Annotated in this window: 20 protein-coding genes and 2 tRNA genes; 13 read left to right on the top strand and 9 right to left on the bottom strand. The window is 47.7% G+C overall.

Annotated elements, in window-relative coordinates:
• Positions 1-7 precede the first annotated feature (7 nt).
• Genes astA through DFP83_RS07980 form a run of 5 tightly spaced genes read left to right on the top strand, consistent with a single transcriptional unit; the run spans position 8 to position 4,152 of the window.
• Positions 8-1,033: an arginine N-succinyltransferase gene (gene astA, locus DFP83_RS07960; RefSeq protein ID WP_110574604.1), complete on the top strand. Its 1,026-nt coding sequence runs from the start codon at positions 8-10 to the stop codon at positions 1,031-1,033.
• 13 nt (positions 1,034-1,046) lie between these two features.
• Positions 1,047-2,516 carry a succinylglutamate-semialdehyde dehydrogenase gene (gene astD / locus DFP83_RS07965; protein WP_110574605.1) on the top strand — a complete coding sequence of 490 codons (1,470 nt, stop codon included), beginning with the start codon at positions 1,047-1,049 and terminating at the stop codon, positions 2,514-2,516.
• A gap of 12 nt (positions 2,517-2,528) precedes the next feature.
• The gene (locus tag DFP83_RS07970) at positions 2,529-2,876 is read left to right on the top strand and encodes a DUF3802 family protein (RefSeq protein WP_110574607.1); all 348 of its coding nucleotides are present in this window, start codon (positions 2,529-2,531) and stop codon (positions 2,874-2,876) included.
• 8 nt (positions 2,877-2,884) lie between these two features.
• Positions 2,885-3,301, top strand: coding sequence for an OsmC family protein (locus DFP83_RS07975; protein WP_110574609.1), 417 nt, complete (start codon positions 2,885-2,887; stop codon positions 3,299-3,301).
• Positions 3,298-4,152: a 23S rRNA (adenine(2030)-N(6))-methyltransferase RlmJ gene (locus DFP83_RS07980; protein WP_110574611.1), complete on the top strand. Its 855-nt coding sequence runs from the start codon at positions 3,298-3,300 to the stop codon at positions 4,150-4,152. The genes DFP83_RS07975 and DFP83_RS07980 overlap by 4 nt, the downstream gene beginning before the upstream one ends.
• Position 4,153: 1 nt before the next feature.
• On the opposite strand, the gene DFP83_RS07985 is transcribed toward DFP83_RS07980, so the two are convergent.
• The 3 genes from DFP83_RS07985 to DFP83_RS07995 are packed head-to-tail and all read right to left on the bottom strand — an operon-like array spanning position 4,154 to position 6,338.
• Complete coding sequence (locus DFP83_RS07985) at positions 4,154-5,050, bottom strand: phosphoribulokinase (RefSeq protein WP_110574613.1); 897 nt, start codon at positions 5,048-5,050, stop codon at positions 4,154-4,156.
• Positions 5,051-5,104: 54 nt separating this feature from the next.
• Positions 5,105-5,335 (bottom strand): SlyX family protein, encoded by a 231-nt coding sequence (locus DFP83_RS07990; RefSeq protein ID WP_110574615.1) that lies wholly within the window; start codon positions 5,333-5,335, stop codon positions 5,105-5,107.
• Position 5,336: 1 nt separating this feature from the next.
• Positions 5,337-6,338, bottom strand: a complete 1,002-nt coding sequence (locus DFP83_RS07995) for a WD40 repeat domain-containing protein (RefSeq protein WP_110574616.1) — start codon at positions 6,336-6,338, stop codon at positions 5,337-5,339.
• Positions 6,339-6,433: 95 nt separating this feature from the next.
• Here DFP83_RS07995 and fkpA point away from each other — a divergent pair, with 95 nt between their 5' ends.
• Positions 6,434-7,189: an FKBP-type peptidyl-prolyl cis-trans isomerase gene (gene fkpA / locus DFP83_RS08000; RefSeq protein WP_110574618.1), complete on the top strand. Its 756-nt coding sequence runs from the start codon at positions 6,434-6,436 to the stop codon at positions 7,187-7,189.
• 60 nt (positions 7,190-7,249) lie between these two features.
• On the opposite strand, the gene rsd is transcribed toward fkpA, so the two are convergent.
• Positions 7,250-7,720, bottom strand: a complete 471-nt coding sequence (rsd, locus tag DFP83_RS08005) for a sigma D regulator (RefSeq protein ID WP_110574620.1) — start codon at positions 7,718-7,720, stop codon at positions 7,250-7,252.
• A 93-nt stretch (positions 7,721-7,813) separates the two neighbouring features.
• Between rsd and nudC the strand changes: the two genes are divergently transcribed.
• From nudC to DFP83_RS08025, 4 genes are all read left to right on the top strand, one after another.
• Entirely contained in the window at positions 7,814-8,623 is an 810-nt protein-coding gene (gene nudC, locus DFP83_RS08010) for an NAD(+) diphosphatase (protein ID WP_110574688.1), read from the top strand.
• 35 nt (positions 8,624-8,658) lie between these two features.
• On the top strand, positions 8,659-9,729 hold the full coding sequence (gene hemE, locus DFP83_RS08015) for a uroporphyrinogen decarboxylase (protein ID WP_110574622.1): 1,071 nt from the start codon (positions 8,659-8,661) through the stop codon (positions 9,727-9,729).
• A gap of 123 nt (positions 9,730-9,852) precedes the next feature.
• On the top strand, positions 9,853-10,908 hold the full coding sequence (locus DFP83_RS08020; RefSeq protein WP_110574624.1) for an efflux RND transporter periplasmic adaptor subunit: 1,056 nt from the start codon (positions 9,853-9,855) through the stop codon (positions 10,906-10,908).
• Between the two features lie 3 nt (positions 10,909-10,911).
• The gene (locus DFP83_RS08025) at positions 10,912-14,010 is read left to right on the top strand and encodes an efflux RND transporter permease subunit (RefSeq protein ID WP_110574625.1); all 3,099 of its coding nucleotides are present in this window, start codon (positions 10,912-10,914) and stop codon (positions 14,008-14,010) included.
• A gap of 8 nt (positions 14,011-14,018) precedes the next feature.
• On the opposite strand, the gene DFP83_RS08030 is transcribed toward DFP83_RS08025, so the two are convergent.
• Genes DFP83_RS08030 through rsgA form a run of 3 tightly spaced genes read right to left on the bottom strand, consistent with a single transcriptional unit; the run spans position 14,019 to position 16,660 of the window.
• The gene (locus DFP83_RS08030; RefSeq protein ID WP_110574627.1) at positions 14,019-14,747 is read right to left on the bottom strand and encodes a glycerophosphodiester phosphodiesterase; all 729 of its coding nucleotides are present in this window, start codon (positions 14,745-14,747) and stop codon (positions 14,019-14,021) included.
• A complete protein-coding gene (gene asd / locus DFP83_RS08035) occupies positions 14,744-15,613 on the bottom strand; it encodes an archaetidylserine decarboxylase (protein WP_110574629.1) in 870 nt (289 codons plus the stop codon). The genes DFP83_RS08030 and asd overlap by 4 nt, the downstream gene beginning before the upstream one ends.
• Positions 15,614-16,660 carry a small ribosomal subunit biogenesis GTPase RsgA gene (rsgA, locus tag DFP83_RS08040; RefSeq protein WP_110574631.1) on the bottom strand — a complete coding sequence of 349 codons (1,047 nt, stop codon included), beginning with the start codon at positions 16,658-16,660 and terminating at the stop codon, positions 15,614-15,616.
• A 72-nt stretch (positions 16,661-16,732) separates the two neighbouring features.
• Between rsgA and orn the strand changes: the two genes are divergently transcribed.
• From orn to DFP83_RS08055, 3 genes are all read left to right on the top strand, one after another.
• Positions 16,733-17,284 carry an oligoribonuclease gene (gene orn, locus DFP83_RS08045; RefSeq protein ID WP_110574633.1) on the top strand — a complete coding sequence of 184 codons (552 nt, stop codon included), beginning with the start codon at positions 16,733-16,735 and terminating at the stop codon, positions 17,282-17,284.
• A gap of 68 nt (positions 17,285-17,352) precedes the next feature.
• Positions 17,353-17,428 (top strand) — tRNA-Gly (locus DFP83_RS08050).
• A 63-nt stretch (positions 17,429-17,491) separates the two neighbouring features.
• Positions 17,492-17,567: transfer RNA gene (locus tag DFP83_RS08055), tRNA-Gly, on the top strand.
• Positions 17,568-17,574: 7 nt separating this feature from the next.
• Here the strand turns inward: DFP83_RS08055 and DFP83_RS08060 are convergent.
• Entirely contained in the window at positions 17,575-18,504 is a 930-nt protein-coding gene (locus tag DFP83_RS08060; protein WP_110574635.1) for a histone deacetylase family protein, read from the bottom strand.
• Complete coding sequence (locus DFP83_RS08065) at positions 18,501-20,360, bottom strand: bifunctional acetyl-CoA hydrolase/transferase family protein/GNAT family N-acetyltransferase (RefSeq protein ID WP_181416390.1); 1,860 nt, start codon at positions 20,358-20,360, stop codon at positions 18,501-18,503. The genes DFP83_RS08060 and DFP83_RS08065 overlap by 4 nt, the downstream gene beginning before the upstream one ends.
• Positions 20,361-20,403: the final 43 nt, after the last annotated feature.

Here is a 20,403-nt window from a genome sequence, read left to right on the forward strand (position 1 = left end):
GCCCGCTATGTTGGTTATTCGACCGATAGAGGCAGCAGATTACGAAGCACTCTATAGTTGTGCGGTAGAGTCTGGGCACGGGTTTACATCATTGCCAATTGATAAAGGTCTGCTCGAGCGTCGTATCGCTCGAGCACAGGCTGCTTTTGCTAAACAAGATGTAGCGACGCCCGGAGATGAAAGTTACCTGTTCGTCATGGAAGATACTGAAACGGGCGAGATTGCCGGTGTGAGTGGTATTGAAGCCGCAGTAGGATTGACGGAAGCATTCTGGCATTACCGCCTAGGTAAGGTGGTTCACCACTCTGAAAAGCTGAATATTCACAACACATTGGAAACACTGTCGCTGTGCAACGATTACACAGGTGTGTCTGAGTTATGCACACTGTTTTTGCGTGAACCCTATCGCCATAACTTAAACGGTCGCACGTTGTCACGTTTTCGCATGCTGTTCTTAGCACAGTTTAAACAGCGTTTTAGTGATTGGGTGATCGCCGAAATGCGCGGCGTGTGTGATGATGATGGCGCATCACCGTTTTGGGATTGGTTGGAAGAGCACTTCTTCTCAATGGATTTTCCAAAAGCGGATTATTTAAGTGGTATTGGTGATAAAACCTTTATCGCTGAGTTAATGCCTCGCTACCCTATCTACACCTCACTGTTGCCCGAAAAGGCGCGTGCGGTGATAGGTAAAGTGCACGACAATACCCGACCTGCGCTTAAGTTGTTGGAGTCAGAAGGGTTTAGATTCCGTGGCTTTGTCGATATTTTTGATGCTGGACCGACAGTTGAAGCTGAAGTTCAGAACTTGCGTAGCGTACGTAACAGTGTGATTAAACAGGTGACATTGGTTGAAAAACCAGTCGATGCAGAGAATGCGACACCGCATATCATCTGCAACACCCAAATCGAATCATTTAGAGCGGCTCAGGTGCGTCATGTGGACGGGTCTGACCAAGTGCAATTAAGCACTGAGCAAGCGGATAAATTGAATCTATCTGAGGGCGATACAGTGCGTATCGTGGCTCTGTAACAGGAGAACAATGATGAGTTCTAATGTACAGTTTATTAATGATCAATGGCTCGCCGGCGAAGGGAAAACCTTCAAGTCAATTGATCCTGCCCGGAACGAGGTGGTTTGGAGCGGCGAAAGCGCCTCTGAACAACAAGTAGAGGCGGCAGTGATGGCCGCTCGAGCGGCATTTCCAGAATGGTCACATAAGTCATTCGATGACCGTCTCGCGATTTGCAAAAAGTTCTCGGAACTGCTTGAACAAAATAAAGAGCGTTTGGCACGTGTGATGGCGGCAGAAACCGGTAAACCCGTATGGGAAACCCGTACTGAAGTCGGCGCTATGATTGGTAAAGTCGGTATTTCTGAACGTGCATATAAAGAGCGCACCGGGACTGTCGAAAACGAAATGCCGGGCGCAAAGGCGTTTATTCGTCATAAGCCGCATGGTGTGGTCGCTGTTTACGGACCCTATAATTTCCCTGGTCATTTGCCTAACGGACACATCGTTCCAGCACTTCTTGCCGGTAACACCGTGGTATTTAAACCGTCAGAACTGACACCACACGTCGCACAAGTGACGGTCGAACTTTGGCAAGAAGCTGGCCTTCCAGCAGGTGTGCTCAACCTTGTTCAAGGCGAAGTCGAGACGGGTAAAGCATTGTCTGTTCATCCGCAAATTGACGGGTTGTACTTCACTGGCTCTTCGAACACGGGGCACTTATTGCATAAGCAGTTTGGTGGACGTCCAGATAAGATTTTGGCGTTGGAAATGGGCGGTAATAACCCTCTGATTGTGACCAATGTCAGTGATGTCGACGCGGCTGTACACAATATTGTTCAGTCGGCGTTTATTACTTCAGGTCAACGCTGCACTTGTGCTCGTAAACTGTTTATCGAGAATACTGAGTTAGGTGGAAAGGTACTCGACCGTCTTGTTGAGGTTACCGAAAACATTTTGGTTGACGATTATGATGCCGATCCGCAACCGTTTATGGGCGCTATGATTTCGGCAAAAGCGGCCTCTCAAATGGTTGATGCTCAGAATGAACTCATGCAGCTCGGTGGAAAGCCACTGGTGAAGTTGAAGCAAAAGGACAGCAACCTTGGCTTTGTGACGCCGGGTATTATTGATATGTCTGGCGTCGATGACGCACCTGATGAAGAGTATTTCGGTCCGTTGCTTAAAGTCTATCGGTTTGACGATCTGGATGACGCGATCGCTAAAGCTAACGATACTCGCTATGGTTTATCGGCAGGTATCTTATGTGATGATGAAGCAACCTACCGTCACTTCTTCAAGCATATCCGTGCTGGTATTGTTAATTGGAATAAACCGATTACTGGAGCAAGCAGCGCCGCGCCATTTGGCGGTATCGGAGCCAGTGGTAATCACCGTGCAAGCGCATATTATGCGGCGGATTACTGCTCCTATCCTGTTGCATCTGTTGAAGCAGACACACAAAGTTTGCCAGAAACACTAGCGCCAGGACTAAAATTTTAATAAGTTATCTCAATGATTACTGAGACAGACGGTTACGTCGAACTTATTCACTATCTGACTGAGCAACTTCCGCTGTTCGAAAAGCGTAAGTTGCCAGCAGGTAGTGCTAATTATACCTTGCGTGATGTGCTTGAGGAGAAACTCTCACAGCACATGATGGCGCTGTTTGAGCAAAACGATATCGACCAAGATACGCGGCTCGACATTGTGCGAGAAGCTGACGCCATTATGTATGATTTAGAAGAAATCCTCTCATCTGTACTCGACAATCATCCCTCCGAACAACAAGAGACGTTTATTATTGAATTCGTAGGTTTGGTGAAGAACCTCTTTGATCAGCGTCTGAATACCAAAGGCTAATCTCATTTATGTCTGATAATACCTTGAACGCGACGGTTAAGTGGCTTGATGATCTGACTTTTGTAGCTGAGTCGGGCAGTGGTCATCAAATGGTCTTAGATGGTCATGCCAAAACGGCAGCAAGCCCCATGGAAGCCATTTTAGTGGCGGCGGGCAGTTGTGCGTCTGTCGATGTTGTAAGCATTTTACAAAAAGCACGGCAAGCAGTTCATCATTGCGAATGTCGAGTGGTTGGTGAGCGGGTGAGTGATACACCCAAAGTGTTCAAGAAAGTGCACTTAGAGTTTATCGTAACGGGTGAAGCGATTGTCGAAAGTCATGTTGATAGAGCCGTTAAGTTGTCTGCCGATAAATATTGTTCAGTGGCGAAAATGCTCGAAGCCAGTGTTGAGATGAGCCACAGTTATAAGATTATTGAAGCGTGAACTATCGACATATTTATCACGCCGGTAACTTTGCCGACGTATTTAAACATCTTCTGCTGGTTATCGCGATTGACTACTACAAGCAGAAAAATAAGCCGATTTGCGTGCTAGATACCCATGGCGGTATTGGTCTGTATGATCTGACCTCTGAGCAAGCCGGCAAGACCAACGAGTACCCAGAGGGTATTGGACGGCTTTGGAATGATGCCGATGCACCTGCTTTCGTTGAACCCTACCTGAATATAGTGAAAGAGCTGAATGAGCATGGCGAGCTGACAGCATATCCAGGTTCACCTTGGGTTGTTCAGCAACTGCTACGAGCCCACGATAGACACATAGTCAGCGAATTACATACTGATGATGCCGTGGCGTTAAAAGAGAATTTACGCGGGCAGCGACACAGTCAGTTAGAGGTGTTAGCACCATTTGATGGTTACGAGGCTTTAAAGGCTAAGTTGCCACCCGCTGAAAAGCGTGGCTTGGTGCTGATTGATCCGCCGTTTGAGTCGGTCCATGAGTTCGATGATATTGTCACGGCTATTGAACATGGCATTAAGCGTTGGGCAGCGGGTAGTTTTGCTGTTTGGTTTCCGCTTAAAGACGACGAGAAGGTCGGTGATTTTTATCGCCAACTGCGTGATATAGCAGGATTGCCGAAAACCTTAGCGATTGAGCTAATGGTGAAAGAACCCAACCCTACTACAGGCTTATATGGCTGTGGGTATGTTTGGGTTAATCCACCGTATGGTGTTCAGCAACAATTGCCTGACGTGATGAATTACTTGCAACGTATCTTGGCACAAGACAGTTCGGCTCATGCGCGCACGTTTTGGTTAGTGGAAGAATCGTAATCTAGTTATCGAGCCAGTCAACTTGGGTACGTAGTTGAGTTTTGCGCTCGATAATTTGTTCGATCAACGGCGTGAGAATTAGCTCCATCGCCAACGCCTGCTTTCCTCCAGGCACCACTAAGGTGTTGGTACGTGACATAAAGGAGCCGTCGATCATCTGTAGGTAATACGGGAAATCGACATTTTTCATGCCGCGAAAGCGAATAACGACAAAGCTCTCGTCGTGGGAGGGAATCTCTTTAGCGCTAAATGGGTTCGATGTATCGACAGTAGGCACACGTTGGAAATTGATATGTGTCCGCGAAAATTGCGGCACGATATGATAGATGTAATCTTCCATGCTGCGAATAATACTGGTGGTCACTGCTTCACGTGAATGGCCGCGTTCTTGCGTGTCGCGTACCAGTTTTTGAATCCACTCTAGGTTGACGATAGGCACCATGCCGATTAATAAATCAACGTGCTGGCTTACGTCGTAACCTTCACCGCAAACGCCGCCATGTAAGCCTTCGTAAAATAGCGCATCGGTGTGCTCGGGCATATCCTCCCACGGGGTGAAGGTGCCAGGCATTTGATTGTAAGGTACAGCGTCGTCAAAGGTATGAAGATAACGACGAATCTGGCCACTGCCTGTGCGTCCGTACTCCTCAAAAAGTGATTCAAGGCGTTCAAAGTCATTGGCTTCGGGACCAAAGTAGCTGATATGCCGACCCTGCTCTTGTGCCTTACGAATAGCGACATCCATTTCTGGTCGAGAGTAGCGGTGAAAGCTATCGCCTTCAACAAACGCAGCGGATACATCAAGCGAGCGAAAGATATGACGAAGTGCTTGGCCTGTCGTAGTCGTGCCAGAACCCGACGAACCTGTGACCGCAATGATCGGATGCTTCGAAGACATAAAAACCTATTAACAATGAGTGAACATCTGTTATAGCGGATAACCGCTTCAGGATCAATAATGTGGTGGCGGTGGCTCAGCGCTTGGATCCGCATCAGGAGAGGACTGATTGTCCTGAATTTGACGTAAGCGCTCGCCGAGATACTTCATTCGTCGGGCGACTTCAGCGAGTTCTTTATTATGTTCGGTTACACGCTGATTGAGAGAGTCGATAATATCTTCTTGAAATGCAAGCTGTGACTCGAGGTTATCAATTCTGTTTTGTAATTGTTCTACATCTTTCATATTACTGCTGCCAATTAGGTTCAAGTTGCCACCATTCGCCAAAACCTGCTGAGCTCTCGCTCATGATGACGCCCGTGTTTTCATCAAGCCAGGTCGATAAAACGACGGCATTATTGGGGCGGTGGTCGTCCCGTAATTCTACGTTCCACGCTCTCAGCTCTTCACCGGTTTCGCTGCGCCAAAGGGTGACTTGCCGTGAGGGTGAGCCAGTAATTAGGAAATCGCCTGACTGACTAAAACGTGCGCTGCTAAATATTCTAACACGCTCAATGATATCAAGTTGCGTAATTTGCTCGCCTGAATTGACATCCCAAATATAGGCTTGGTCTAAACTGCCCGCGGTGAGTGCAAAGCGACCGCCGGCGTGCAACGCAACTTTAGTGAGACGAGTTTCATGCTGCCACTGATGTATTGGCTGGCCTGACTCTGTTGACCATAAAATAGCGGTTTGGTCAGTGCTACCGCTTAAGACATAGCGACCATTTGGTGCAATGGCTAAGTCAGTTATTGCATCTTGATGGCCGTAAAACTCTAACCGCCGTCCTGAATCAGGATTGAAAGCGATTTGAGTACCGTTATTAAGACCTAATATAATGGTGCTACCACTGTTTGATACCGCAACATTAGCTATATCGGCTCCGCCCGATTGCCAATACCCTAAATTTGTACCATCCTTAGCGCTCCAAAGGCTAAACGCCTTGCGGCTAGCAGCGACCACTGTGCGACCATCTGCACCGATATCCACGGCAATAATTTGTGACACATCAGCGTCATCTTGCCGCCATTGGTACTTGGCATTGTTCGCGTAGCGCGGCCATAATAGTACGCCATTACCGTCAGTTGCGACGACACTGAATGTGCCGTCATCAGCTATATCTGCAACATAAGTGCCTGCTTCGGCATGTGCTTTTTTATGGATCTGCTCCGGTGCAGGTGTGCAGCCAAACAGCATCGCGCAGCTTGTGATAATAAGAGCGAATATGGCGTTTTGCTTAATATTCATGGGCAAGCCTTATGGTGTTGTGTAGTATGGGGCTGACCGAACATTTTGATTATGGCATAGTCAATTACTTTACGGGATGTTAATTGGAGAAAAAGATGAACCGAATGATGAAACCATTAGCGCTATCTGCTATTGCGCTGGCTATTACTGCGTGCTCGCAGCAAGAACCTTATCCTGTCAGCCAGAAAAAACTCGAATCAGAACAAGAAAAGCAGGCCTATGCGCTGGGTTCGTCAGTGGGTAGTTTTGTCGCTCGAAACCTTGATGATCAAGAAAAAGCAGAAGTGATGCTCGACCGTCAACTGGTTATCGCTGGCTTTGTTGATGCGGTGAAAGGTGAGAATAAATTATCTGACGAAGAAGCGGATAAACTGCTTAATGACCTCCGTTCTAAAGTAATGGAGCAGCGCAAGAATGTCTTAGGAAGCAAAGCGGCGAAAGAAGGCGAGGCTTTCCAAGAGGAAAACGCGAAAAAAGAAGGCGTACAAGTGACTGAATCTGGGCTTCAATATGAAGTAATTGAAGCGGGTGACGGCGACAGTCCTAGCGAAGAGGATATTGTCGAAGTGCACTATGAAGGTACTTTAGTCAATGGTGAAGTCTTTGATAGTTCATATGAGCGCGGCGAACCGACTGTCTTTCCTCTGAATCGAGTGATTCCTGGTTGGACTGAAGGTCTTCAATTGATGAAGGAAGGTGCAAAGTATCGTTTTGTCATTCCATCAGAACTCGCTTACGGTGATCGCGAAGTCGGTGGCCAGATTCCACCTAACTCAACGCTTATCTTTACCGTTGAATTGTTAGACGTAAAAGACAACGCAGAGTCTGAGTCGACTCAACCTCAACAGTAAGTCATTACTAACAAAAAACGGCCGCAATCGCGGCCGTTTTTATAATCTGGTTTGTTAGAACTAGAGTGCTTCGTGTTTTTCGAGGTGATGAAGCAGCTGGTCCTCAAATTCCATGCGTAATTCGATAGCTTCACCGAGCGCAGATAGATCGCGGTCAAATTGATTCAGATGATTATTTGATTCAATGTCACCGTAATTGTCATTAAAATCCAAGGCAATTTCAGTCGTATCACTGATTAATGGAAATACTTGTTCGAGCAATGCCTCAAGGGGTTGCTTATTTTCTCTTGCCTGCTTCATTAGCTGCTCATAAATTTCAAAATGGCCGCTAGAAACATAGTCAACGAGTTGACCACAAAAATCTCGAATGTCAGTGACATCAGGTAAGCCGTTGCGTACACCCTCGTATGGAGGAAGGGCGGCTAGCTTAAAGTAGTTAACCAACAGATCCTGTCGTTCAATTAACCACTGGTCAATGCTTTCATGAGCTCCGCCCCAACGCTGGCGTGCTTCCTCACTTTTCTTTAACATGGGGTTCTCCGATATGAGATCTTCGACATACTGTAAAGGTGTCGAATGCTTTTCTCAATCAAAATTGGCGATCTTTACTCTAAGGAGTGTAACGTGGTTAAGCCTTATGTAAAACCATCGAAAGACGAACCCGCACGTTGGTTTATTTGCTCGGCGGGTGATGTTTTTGTAACCGAGAATGGTAACGTTCCCTCGGGACCGATGGCATCACTTAACTTTCCTGATCTGTCTCAATATACAGTGGTCTATTTAGGCGAGTTGCGTGAGCGCCCATGTTACCTTGTGATCGCTGATTTGAACGACCCCGCTTTTAGCGATGGCGAGTTTGTTCCTCTGCGAAGCTTGCTGTCTGTTCATGACGAAGAGCAGTTTGCTATGGCAGGACGAGCGCGCCAAATAATGGACTTTATCAATCAGCATCGATTTTGTGGACGGTGTGGTGCGCGCATGCAAGCCGTCGACTGGGAACTAGCGATGCATTGTCAGCAATGCAACCATCGCTGTTATCCGCGCGTATCGCCTTGCATTATTGTAGCCATAACGAAGGGTCCATCGTTGCTACTGGCTCGAGGGAAACGGCACAAAGCAGGTCTTTATTCAGTGCTGGCAGGCTTTGTAGAGCCCGGTGAATCGCTGGAGCAGGCTCTGGCTCGCGAGGTTCATGAAGAAGCGGGTATTGAGGTGTGTAACCTTGAATATCAATTGAGCCAACCTTGGCCGTTTCCACATTCTTTGATGATGGGTTTCACCGCTGAATGGAAAGCAGGTGACTTGCATATTGATCCAGTGGAACTTGAGACGGGTGACTGGTTCGCTATCGATGATTTACCCGAAACACCGCCTGAAGGAACCATTGCCCATCGGTTGATCGAAATCGCTATCGGCAAGGCTCGGCAAGAGTGATAAAATAGTTCGTAAATTGGATGTTGGAAGACGTTATGAGAAAGCCCGAGTTAAAAAATGATCGTTATTTAAAGGCATTACAAAAACAACCGGTAGATAGAACACCGATTTGGATGATGCGCCAAGCAGGTCGATACTTGCCAGAATACAAGGCGACTCGGGCACAGGCGGGTGACTTTATGTCATTGTGCAAAAACACAGAATTGGCGTGCGAAGTTACACTACAACCACTGCGTCGATTTGATTTAGATGCCGCGATTTTATTCAGTGACATCTTGACCATTCCTGATGCGATGGGGCTCGGCTTATACTTTGAACAAGGCGAAGGTCCAAAGTTTTCGCGACCACTTCGTTCAGAAGCCGACGTGAAAGCGCTTGCTGTACCTGATATGAGTGATGAGCTGCGTTATGTGACCGATGCGGTAAGTCTGATTCGTCAAGAGTTGGACGGTAAAGTGCCTTTGATAGGGTTCTCGGGGAGTCCTTGGACATTGGCAACCTACATGGTCGAGGGCGGCAGCACCAAAAATTTCTCAAAAGTAAAAAAGATGCTGTTTGCTCAGCCTGAATTAATGCATCACGTACTCAACGTGCTTGCTGACTCAGTGATTGATTATCTGAATGCACAGATTAAAGCGGGCGCACAGGCGGTGATGATTTTTGATACCTGGGGTGGTGTGTTATCGCCGCGCGATTATCAGCAGTTTTCACTCGCTTACATGGAAAAAATCGTCGCTGGTTTAATTCGTGAGCAAGATGGTAACCACGTGCCTGTTACGTTGTTCACTAAAAATGGTGGGCAGTGGTTGGAAGCTATGGCACAAAGCGGCGCGGATGGTCTCGGTGTGGATTGGACAACAGATCTGTCTGATGCTCGTGCGCGTGTTGGTGACCAAGTTGCCCTGCAGGGTAATATGGACCCATCGGTATTGTATGCCTCGCCGCAGCGTATTGAAGAAGAAGTTCAGTTAATTTTAGAAAGTTACGGGCAAGGCAGCGGCCATGTGTTTAATCTTGGACATGGTATTCATCCCGAGGTTAATCCCGATCACGCGGCAGCATTTATTGAGGCTGTTCATAAGCACAGCCCACAATATCATCGTTAAATGCGACATAATTTGAAACATTTGCGATTAACTCACGTTCATACTCGTTAGATGCACCGCCCAATGGGCGGTGTTTTTCATACAATAGACCTATTGTGATGATGTTGATCTCGAGGTTATTGTATGGCGCGCCGCAATTGGATTAATCCAATTACCTTTGTTGTAATCGCTCTTATTGCACTAGCGATTTATTTCTTTGCTTTCCCTCCAGCCAAAAAGGTCGAGGAGCAGTCTCAACCCAGTGTTCCTGTGCGAACTCAAATCGTGGCGATGAGTGAATATCGCGATGTGATTGAAGCGCTCGGTACGGCGCAGGCCAATGAGACAGTCGAGATTACTTCTCAGACGCAAGATATTGTTGATGCTATCTACTTTGATAGCGGTGATCGGGTCGAGCAAGGCCAACTGCTTGCTGAGCTCAACGCACGCAAAGAGGTCGCCCGCGTACAACAACTTCAATTCAGTCTCAACGAAGCGGAACGCCAGCTTGAGCGTTTAACTTCGTTAAGACGTCAAAATGCTGCCTCTCAACAGCAAGTAGAAGAACAGGATGTTGAAGTTAACCGTCTTCAAGCGGAGCTTGAAGTCGCCGACGCGACCCTCGCTGAGATGAAAATTTATGCGCCTTTTACGGGTCGAGTGGGTATTCGTGAAGTCAGTCCTGGTGCACTGGTTGCACCTGGCGATATTTTTACAACACTTGATGATATTTCACCTATCAAAGTCGACTTTAGTGTTCCCGAACGTTACTTCGCCAGTCTTGCGGTTGATCAAGAGGTCATCGCTCGTAATCGTGCCTATCCAGCTGAGCAGTTTCGTGGGCGAATTACCAGTATCGATTCGCGCATCGATCCGGTGACTCGATCGGTTCGGGTTCGGGCTAAACTAGGCAATGATGACGAACGTTTGCGCCCAGGTATGTTGTTGCAAATTACATTGCTGCGCAGTATTGACGAAGCTTTAATTCTCCCCGAGAAGGCATTATTACCAATTCAAAACCGCCAGTACGTCTTTATACTTACGCCTGACAACAGAGCTAAGCAGGTCGAAGTCACCATAGGCCGCCGTAAGCCGGGTGTGGTTGAAATTGTTGATGGCATAAAACCGGGTGATGAAGTGATTGTCGAGGGTCTTGTACGACTGCGCGACGGTATTCCAGTCGACGTGAGGGAGGACTAGGGCATGTTACTATCTGATGTATCGGTAAAACGCCCAGTCTTTGCCACCGTCGTCAATGTGCTACTCATCATCTTCGGTATTGTTGCATTTACAATGCTGCCGCTACGAGAGTTCCCAGACATTGATGCGCCTGTCGTCACGATTAGTACGGATTATCCAGGGGCAAGTGCTGAGGTTGTTGAGACACAGGTTACCCAACTGATTGAAGAACGGATAAGCGGTATCGAGGGGATTAAAAACATCTCCTCGCGCAGTGCGCCCGGAAACTCGTCGATCAGTATTGAGTTTACCCTTGCACGTGATATCGACGCGGCATCTAATGACGTTCGTGAGCGCGTATCGCGAGCGCTCGATAACTTACCCGAGGAATCGGACCCACCGGAAGTATCCAAAGCGTCTTCAGATGAGACAACCGTCGTTTGGTACAACTTGCGCAGTGAGAGTATGTCGATACTCGAACTGACCGACTACGCGGAACGTTACATTGTTGATCGGCTTGCGGTGGTTGATGGTGTTGCGCGTGTGCGTATTGGCGGTGACCGCCGTTATGCTATGCGTGTTTGGCTCGATCGTGATGCGATGGCGGCGCGTCAGATAACGGTGACTGATATTGTGAACCGTTTACGCGAGGAGAATATCGAACTGCCCGCCGGTGAAGTGGAGTCAACTGAACGTGAGTTTTCAGTTCGAATGGCTCGGGCTTACCTCTCTGAGGAGGACTTCAGAAACTTAGTGATTCGGCAAGGTGAGGATGGTTATTTAGTCCGGCTTGGCGAAGTCGCACGTGTTGAACTCGGTGCCGAAGATGATAAAACCGATTTCCGAGGAAACGGTGTCAACATGGTCGGTATTGGTATTATTAAGCAGTCAAAAGCCAATACGCTCAGTGTGGTTGAGAATGTCCGCAAAGAAATGGACGCGTTGGAAAAAACACTGCCCGAAACCATGTATTTGGCGACGAGTTATGACTCATCCATTTTTATCAAAGGCTCGATTGATGAGGTTTACAATACGTTGCTGATCGCCATGGCGTTGGTGGTTGTGGTGATCTACCTATTTCTTGGTAATATTCGCGCAACGATTATTCCCGCGTTAACAGTGCCGGTAGCGATTATCGCATCGTATATTGTGCTGTTCTCACTTGGCTTCTCGATCAACTTACTCACACTCTTGGCTTTGGTGTTGGCGATAGGCTTGGTCGTTGATGACTCGATTGTTGTGCTAGAAAACATCTATCGACGTGTTGAAGAGGGAGAGCCGCCCTTGTTAGCAGCATACCGCGGTGCCCGAGAAGTAGGTTTTGCGGTTATTGCGACGACGCTGGTACTGATTTCTGTGTTTGTGCCGCTGGCGTTTCTTGAGGGTAACATTGGTAAGTTGTTTACTGAGTTTGCGCTTGCCATCGCGGCTGCAGTGGCATTCTCGAGTATCGCTGCGCTAACACTCACACCGATGCTGGGCTCAAAAATACTCCATAAAAAAGAGCGTTCTAGTAAATTTGGTATCGCTTTTGATCGGTTTTTTAAATGGCTTGAGGCTAGATATACAACGTTGTTAGAAGGCAGTATTAAACGCCCTGTGTTGGCGTTGGTACTGGTGATTATGAGTGGTGTGGTGAGCTATGGTGCAATGCAATTTGTGCCGCAAGAATTTGCGCCACCCGAAGACCGTGGAACTTTCTATATCAGTATAAAGGGCGCAGAAGGCGCGAGTTTTGAGTCGAACTCACAGCATATGGATGAGATAGAGCAAATCATTCTGCCCTATATCGACCAAAACAAGATTGACCGAGTCATTGTTCGCGCGCCAGGTTGGGGTAATTCAGCGGGTATCGCGATTGTCGGTGCGGTACCGTTTGATGAACGCGATTGGTCTACTTTCGAGTTAATGGAAGAGATGCGTAAAAAGCTTAACCAAGTTGTGGGTGTCCAAGCTTTCGCGTTCATGCGCAGCGGTATCAGCGGTGGCGGTGGTCGTCCTGTACAATTTGTATTGCAAGGCAACACCTACGAGAAACTAGCTGAGTACCGCGATATCGTTATTGAGGAAGCCGCTAAGAACCCAGGGCTGGTGGAAGTCGACAGTGATTATAAAGAAACCTTGCCGCAATTGTTAATCGAAGTCGATGAGGTGCGAGCCGCCGATCTGGGTGTTTCGGTTGAAGATATCGGTATCACTCTGCAATCCATATTGGGACAGCGCCGAGTGACCACCTATCTTGACCGCGGTGAAGAGTACTACGTGATGCTTGAAGGTGAGAAAGCCGATTACCGCAGTCCGAGCGCCATAGATAACATTTACGTGCGATCGGGTAAGAGCGGAGAGCTGATTCCATTGTCCAATGTGGTTAAAGTCAGCGAACGTGCAACATCATCGCAGTTGAACCGCTACAACCGTATGCGAAGTGTTACGATCGAAGCGAATCTCGCGGAAGGTTACTCATTGGGTGACGCGCTTAGCTATCTTGAAAATGTGGTGGATGAACAATTGCCAGACAATGTGTCTGTTGATTACAAGGGCGAATCTCAGCTGTATAAAGAAAGTGGCAGCTCAATTGTGTTTGTCTTTGGTCTGGCATTAATTATCACGTTCCTTGTGCTTGCGGCTCAGTTTGAGAGCTTTATTCATCCTTTAGTGATCATGCTGGCAGTCCCGATTGCTATTGTAGGTGCTTTTATCGGTCTGTATTTAACCGGCAACAGCATTAATATCTATAGCCAAATCGGTATTGTCATGTTGATTGGTTTGGCGGCGAAGAACGGTATTTTGATTGTCGAGTTTGCCAACCAGTTACGTGATGCAGGACTTTCTTTCCGCGACGCGGTGATTACCGCATCACGTCAACGTTTGCGTCCGATTGTGATGACCGCCTTTACGACGTTGATGAGTTCTGTACCGCTTATCGTTGGCACGGGACCTGGTTCTGAAAGCCGCATGGTCATCGGTACGGTCATTTTTGCTGGGGTCGCGCTGTCGGCGTTCTTAACGCTGTTCGTGATACCCGCACTTTACATGCTGATGGCTCAGAAGACCCAATCACCGATGGCAATCACGCGGCGTTTAGAGTCGTTACAAGAAGAGTATCCGGACCACCGTCATTAAACGGTGGTTCAGTAATGCCAGAGGGGCGAACGGTTGATTCCCGGGAGCCCCTCTATTATTTTTTGAGCGTAACTTGGGTGGTTAGTAAAAATGCCATCCACACCCATCTCATGTAATTCCTCAATGTCATGCCCTTCATCCACAGTAAATACATAGACTTCAAGCGCACGGCGGTGCGCGTCATCAACTAACTCTTGTGTGACAAAATCAACGTCCACATGCACTGAAAAAGCATTGAGTCGAGAGGCAAAGTCACAGTAATCCAGTGGACAACAGGTAGTCAATGCGCCGACATTGATATTGGGTCGGCGATGCTTCAGTCGCTGTAGCCAATGGTGATTAAATGAGGATACTAAGAGTTGTTCTGGCTGGAATAGCGCTTTTTCAAGGACGTAGTCGATATCGAGCAGCAATGACTGACTCGGGATATCGCCCTTAAGCTCTATGTTCACGTGACAGCGTCCCGCGATATGTTCAAGTGCTTCACGTAGGGTTGGAATGGGCTGTTGCCCAAATACTTTGAGCCCTTTCACTTGTGCTTGCGTTAGGTCGAGCAAGCGGCCTGGTGATGCGGTTAAACGCTCAAGGTAACGATCGTGAAATACAAAACGCTCGCCGTCGACAGCATATACATCGAGTTCGATACCAAAGGCATGGCTATCAATAGCCCGACTAAATGCCGCCAACGTATTTTCGGGCGCTTCGAAGCTCGCACCCCGATGCGCCCAAATCTTCATGGCCGAACCTTCGCCATCGGTGCTCCCATGCGTGTCACTGAGCCTGGCTCGAGCGCGGTATCAAAATCGATAGCGCCTTTAGCAAACGTCATTACCACTGTTGAGCCGAGCTTAAAGTGCCCCATTTCCTCGCCTTTTTTCAGACGGATTGCTTCAGGTCCGGATGTTGGGTATGACCAATGCTGAATCCGCGCACCCGTAGGCGGCGTCACGGTTCCAGACCAGACGGTGCCGATGCTCGCCACGATAGTCGCACCGACGAGTACCATCGACATGGGACCCACTTCGGTATCAAATAGCGCGACAACACGTTCGTTACGTGCAAATAAATTCGGCACATTTTGCGCTGTGAGCGGGTTCACGGAGAATAGGTCGCCTGGAATATACACCATCTTGCGTAAGACCCCATCAATTGGCATATGAATGCGATGGTAATCCTTGGGTGCTAAATAAATCGTGGCAAATGAGCCTTCACGGAAGGGCGCTGCATCCTCATCTTTACCACCTAACAATTCTAGGAGCGAGTAGTCGTGACCTTTAGCCTGAAAAATTCGGCCTTCTTCAATGTCACCCAATTGACTAACAGCACCATCGACTGGATGTGAAAGGCTATCTGAATCCTCAACAATAGGACGAAGCTCTGGTTTTAGACGTCGGGTAAAAAAGCTATTAAACGTCGCATAGTCACGCGGATCCTCGTGGATAGCCTCCGACATATCAATTTTATACTGCTTAATAAACCAACGAATAAATGCCTGCGTAAATAAGCCGGCTTTCGCAGCGGCAAATCGACCTACTAAACGTGATAGTAGATGCTTTGGAAGTACATATTGAAGACCAATTTTGAATCGTTCGCTGCTGCTCACTTACAGTTTTCCTCTTGCTGAAACTCGAGACGGTTTATTTGCCATCATAGACTCGATGATCCGATGATAATTCTCTAGCCGCCATGGGAGTATTTCACCCTGTTCGACAGCTTCTTGCAATGCACAGCCCGGATCATTTTTATGCTTACAATCTTTGAACTTACATGCCCCAAGATAGGGCTGAAAATCAATATAACCCGATGCGACTTGTTCAGGCTCGAGGTGCCATAAGGCAAATTCCCGTATCCCCGGCGAGTCGATTAAGGCACCACCACTTTTAAGTGGATACCATGTCGCGACTGTGGTCGTATGCTGACCTAAGCCCGAGTTTGTTGAGACCTCTTTCGTCTCGGTCGCCACTTCGGGCAACAGCTGGTTTACGATGGACGACTTGCCGACACCACTTTGACCAACCACGATCGAAATATGTTCACTTAACATACTATTGAGTTCTGCCATGCCATCGGCTGTTTTGCTGCTGACCCATAATACCTGATATCCAATCGCACGATAGTCAGCCAAACGTTGTTCAATTAGCGCACGCTCGTCGGCATCGATGTCAGTCAATAAGTCTGCTTTATTTAGAACGATAATAGGCTCGATATCGATCGCTTCACAGGCGACGATGTAACGATCAATAATTTGTGTGGTGAAGCTCGGTAGCACACTTGAAATGACAAATATCTGGTCGATGTTTGCGGCAACAGGTTTGAGTCCGTCGTAATAGTCAGGACGTGATAGTAGAGATTCTCGCTCGTGCACGGCTTCGATAATACCGCGCATGCCGTCTTGTGATTGCAGCATAGGACGCCATTGAACTTTGTCCCCGGTCACTAGCGAATCGACGGTGCGACGAATGTGGCAGCGAACAATCTCATTCTCGCCGGTCAGCAAATCGGCATGTTGACCATAACGACTGACAATAATGCCCGTTTCGCTGGCGCCTAGCTGGTCGCTCGGCACATCGATTTCTTGCGCGAGACGCTTCTCGCGGTTTTGTTGAATTCGACGTTTTTGTCCTTTATTCAGGCGTTTTTGCTTGGCCAATCGCTTTACCTTGTTGCCACTTACGGTTTAACGCTATCATAACCTAAAATGAGTCGAGTTAAGAGAGTTCGAATGAGTGAAGAACAAAAAAGTCAGCGTTTAATTTGGATCGATTTAGAGATGACGGGATTAAACCCTGATTATGACCATGTTATTGAAGTGGCAACTATCGTTACCGACGCACAATTGAATATTCTGGCCGAAGGACCGACGATCGCAATACATCAACCGCAGGCCAACCTCGATAAAATGGACGACTGGAACGTCAAAACGCATACTGGTTCCGGGTTAGTTGAACGCGTGAAAAGCAGTCAACACAGCGAGCAAGATGCCGTACGCGAGACGATTGCTTTTTTATCTGAGTACGTGGACCCCAATACATCTCCGATGTGCGGTAACTCGATTTGTCAGGATCGCCGATTTTTAGCACGTCATATGCCAGAACTAGAAGCCTTTTTCCATTATCGTAATCTTGATGTCAGCACGGTAAAGGAACTGGCAAGACGCTGGAAGCCCGAGGCTATGAATGGTTTTAAAAAGAAAGGTGCGCATGAAGCCCTTGCGGATATTCGTGAGTCTATCGAAGAACTCAAATATTACAGAGAACATTTTTTCGCCATTTAAACGGGTTGCTGCGAAAAAGCGGTTGACGTGGGCGGCGGTTTCAGTAGAATACACGCCGCACTGACGATGCGGGAATAGCTCAGTTGGTAGAGCACAACCTTGCCAAGGTTGGGGTCGCGAGTTCGAGTCTCGTTTCCCGCTCCAAGTCAGACTCTCCTAATACTTATTTATTTGCACCTAGGTGCGGATAATAAAAAGTACCGAAATGCGGGAATAGCTCAGTTGGTAGAGCACAACCTTGCCAAGGTTGGGGTCGCGAGTTCGAGTCTCGTTTCCCGCTCCAAATTTTTTCAGTATTCGCTCCCTAACATGCCTTTTAAGTGCGCCACTACGCTACGTCCCAGTGCACTATGATCATACCCACCCTCGAGTGTCGAAACGATACGACCTGAACAATGTTGGTCTGCAATTCGTTTTAGCTTTTGTGTTATCCAAAAGTAGTCATCTTCTTTGAGCAAGAATTGCGACATTTCATCTTCAATATGACCATCGAACCCTGCTGAGATTAAGATTAACTCGGGCGCAAAGGCTTCAACCTTTGGTAAAATCTGGTAGTAAACCACTTCGCGCCAGTCCAAGCTTTTACTGCCTGCAGGCAGACCGATCGAGACAATGTGCTCGTCACTGACGTTCTCGTCAACATAAGGGTAAAGCTGTGATTGAAAGGTCGAACAGAACAACACATTGGGATGAGCTCGAATGATATCTTCTGTACCGTTGCCGTGGTGAACGTCAAAATCCACAATAGCAACCCGTGATAAGCCATAGGCCTGTTGCGCGTAGAGCGCCGCGATAGCTACATTGTTGAAAACACAAAAACCCATTGCTTGATCACGCGTTGCATGATGTCCAGGCGGGCGTACAAGGCAGAATGCTTGCTTATTCTCTTCTGATAGTACTTTATCGACCGCGGCAATGTTGGCACCGACCGCATGAAGTGCCGAATCGAGGGTGTCAGGCGTCATCGGTGTATCTGGATCGAGCCACACGTGACCTTGCTTAGGTTGTTTGTGATAAAGCTCGCTGATGTAGGCATCGGTATGTGCCAATTTGATATGCTCTAACGTGGCGGCTCCTGCTTGTTCGCGTGTTAGGACAAAATCGAGTCCGGAGCGGATAAGTTGGTCATTCACGGCATCGATCCGCGCTGGACATTCGGGATGTTCACTGTCCGGATTGTGCAGGAGGCAATGTGGGTGCGAATAAAGATAAATGCTCATGAGGATGACTCTTGTTGTTCTTGCTCTTGTTCTTGATTTAGCTCGAGTTTTAGCATGACTTCGCCTGGCTCATCACTTGCCTGACGTACGAATCCCGATTTTTCAAATACGTTGAGCATAGGCTTGTTATTGACCAGAACCACAGCCTGCATCGAGTCAAGACCTCGCGACTTGGCGATACGTATCATTTCTTGTAATAACACACTTGCCATGCCTTGACCTTGATAGTGCTCACGCGTCACAAAGGCCACCTCACAGCTATTATGCGACTCAATAAAGTAATAGCGTCCAACAGCCATGATTTTAGCCGCCGATCCTTTTTGTCGAACAATACACAGCGCTAAATCGACGGACTGATCAATACTCACGAGGGTACAGGATTTCTCGCGACTCATCTGTGTCGGCACCGCGTTGTATCTTAACTGTAAGGTTTCTTTTGTATGTGAATAAAAGAACTCTTGTAGACGCCGTTCATCTGATGGGTACAACGGCCTTAAATCAAACTCCTCGCCTGCAAAGCTGATCTTCTTAAAGCCGATTTCGCCAAGTTCCGGTACATCACTCGGTGTGAGTTGTTGGTAATGGGGGACCCAATAATGTTGACGCACCTGCTGCAAGAGTTGTTGGCGAAACTTCGGGTGTGCAACGCGAATAAGCTCAAGTGCTCGTTCACGAATACTTTTGCCACGTAAAGATGCAACACCGAACTCGGTTACTACGTAATGGACATGACCCCGTGAGGTGACTACACCAGCCCCTTCTTGTATGTGCGGGACGATGCGCGATATTTTTCCGTCTTCGGTTGTTGATGGCAGCGCTATCACGGGTTTTCCGCCCTGGCTGAGTGAGGCTCCGCGGCTGAAGTCAACTTGCCCACCAATACCCGAATAGAATTGGTGCCCGATTGAGTCAGATACCACTTGCCCAGTCAGATCGACTTCAATCGCGCTATTGATGGCAATAAGGTTGTCGTTCCGTGCAATGTTGGTGGGCGAGTTGACATACTCACTTGGATAAAAGCCAACATGCGGGTTTCTATCAACGAAATCGTAAAGTGCTTGGCTACCCATACAAAAGCTGGTGACAATTTTGTTTGGATGAAAGGTTTTTTTGCGATTGTTGATAACACCTTTAAGCATCAGGTTCATGATGTCGTCGGTAATCAGTTCGCTATGTACGCCGAGATCTTTATGGTTACCTAAATAGTGTAACGCTGCAGCACAGATACGTCCTAACCCAATTTGTAGCGTACAGCCGTCGCGTACAAGTAGCGCAATATACTGGCCGATACGCTCGATAATTTTGTTGTCTACAGTATCGGGGGGAGGTAACTGCGGTAGCGGTTCGTCGTGATACCAGAAATGATCAATTTGGTTTTTATGCAGGAACGATTGACCAAAGGTCACGGGCATATGCTCGTTGACTTGAGCGATGACCGTATTGGCCGATTTCGCAGCTGCGGCGACCACATCGACTGAAACCCCCATGGAGTGGTAACCGTACTGGTCGGCTGGGCTGACCATAATCAGTGCGGCATCTAAGGGTAGGATACCGTTATTAAATAAATTGGGGATATCGGAAATGAAACAGGGGGTATAGTCTGCGCGCCCTTCATTCACCGCACTTCGGACATTATCTCCGCCAATAAAGAATGTGTTTACTTTGAATAGTTGCTGGTGTTCAGGTAACGCCCACTTATTGTCTGAAAGCGTCATCAATTGAACCACTTCAATATCGTGCAAGTGTTTCGCGTTATTGATGAGATCGTCGATCAATGCAGTAGGAACCGCTGCGTGGGATCCAATAAAAATGCGCTGTCCAGATTTTAGGATCTTAGACCAATCAAGTTTGCTCATAGTCACCGCCTTGAAGGGGATTTTCTTTATTTAGATTGAGCGC

The organism is Idiomarina fontislapidosi, assembly GCF_003226255.1.
Lineage (GTDB): Bacteria > Pseudomonadota > Gammaproteobacteria > Enterobacterales > Alteromonadaceae > Idiomarina > Idiomarina fontislapidosi.

Bases quoted from the DNA above. Each gene is read 5' to 3' on its own strand.
- astA (WP_110574604.1), top strand. From the start codon at position 8: ATGTTGGTTATTCGACCGATAGAGGCAGCAGATTACGAAGCACTCTAT.
- astD (WP_110574605.1), top strand. From the start codon at position 1,047: ATGAGTTCTAATGTACAGTTTATTAATGATCAATGGCTCGCCGGCGAA.
- DFP83_RS07970 (WP_110574607.1), top strand. From the start codon at position 2,529: ATGATTACTGAGACAGACGGTTACGTCGAACTTATTCACTATCTGACT.
- DFP83_RS07975 (WP_110574609.1), top strand. From the start codon at position 2,885: ATGTCTGATAATACCTTGAACGCGACGGTTAAGTGGCTTGATGATCTG.
- DFP83_RS07985 (WP_110574613.1), bottom strand. From the start codon at position 5,050: ATGTCTTCGAAGCATCCGATCATTGCGGTCACAGGTTCGTCGGGTTCT.
- DFP83_RS07990 (WP_110574615.1), bottom strand. From the start codon at position 5,335: ATGAAAGATGTAGAACAATTACAAAACAGAATTGATAACCTCGAGTCA.
- DFP83_RS07995 (WP_110574616.1), bottom strand. From the start codon at position 6,338: ATGAATATTAAGCAAAACGCCATATTCGCTCTTATTATCACAAGCTGC.
- fkpA (WP_110574618.1), top strand. From the start codon at position 6,434: ATGAACCGAATGATGAAACCATTAGCGCTATCTGCTATTGCGCTGGCT.
- rsd (WP_110574620.1), bottom strand. From the start codon at position 7,720: ATGTTAAAGAAAAGTGAGGAAGCACGCCAGCGTTGGGGCGGAGCTCAT.
- hemE (WP_110574622.1), top strand. From the start codon at position 8,659: ATGAGAAAGCCCGAGTTAAAAAATGATCGTTATTTAAAGGCATTACAA.
- DFP83_RS08020 (WP_110574624.1), top strand. From the start codon at position 9,853: ATGGCGCGCCGCAATTGGATTAATCCAATTACCTTTGTTGTAATCGCT.
- DFP83_RS08025 (WP_110574625.1), top strand. From the start codon at position 10,912: ATGTTACTATCTGATGTATCGGTAAAACGCCCAGTCTTTGCCACCGTC.
- DFP83_RS08030 (WP_110574627.1), bottom strand. From the start codon at position 14,747: ATGAAGATTTGGGCGCATCGGGGTGCGAGCTTCGAAGCGCCCGAAAAT.
- orn (WP_110574633.1), top strand. From the start codon at position 16,733: ATGAGTGAAGAACAAAAAAGTCAGCGTTTAATTTGGATCGATTTAGAG.
- DFP83_RS08060 (WP_110574635.1), bottom strand. From the start codon at position 18,504: ATGAGCATTTATCTTTATTCGCACCCACATTGCCTCCTGCACAATCCG.
- DFP83_RS08065 (WP_181416390.1), bottom strand. From the start codon at position 20,360: ATGAGCAAACTTGATTGGTCTAAGATCCTAAAATCTGGACAGCGCATT.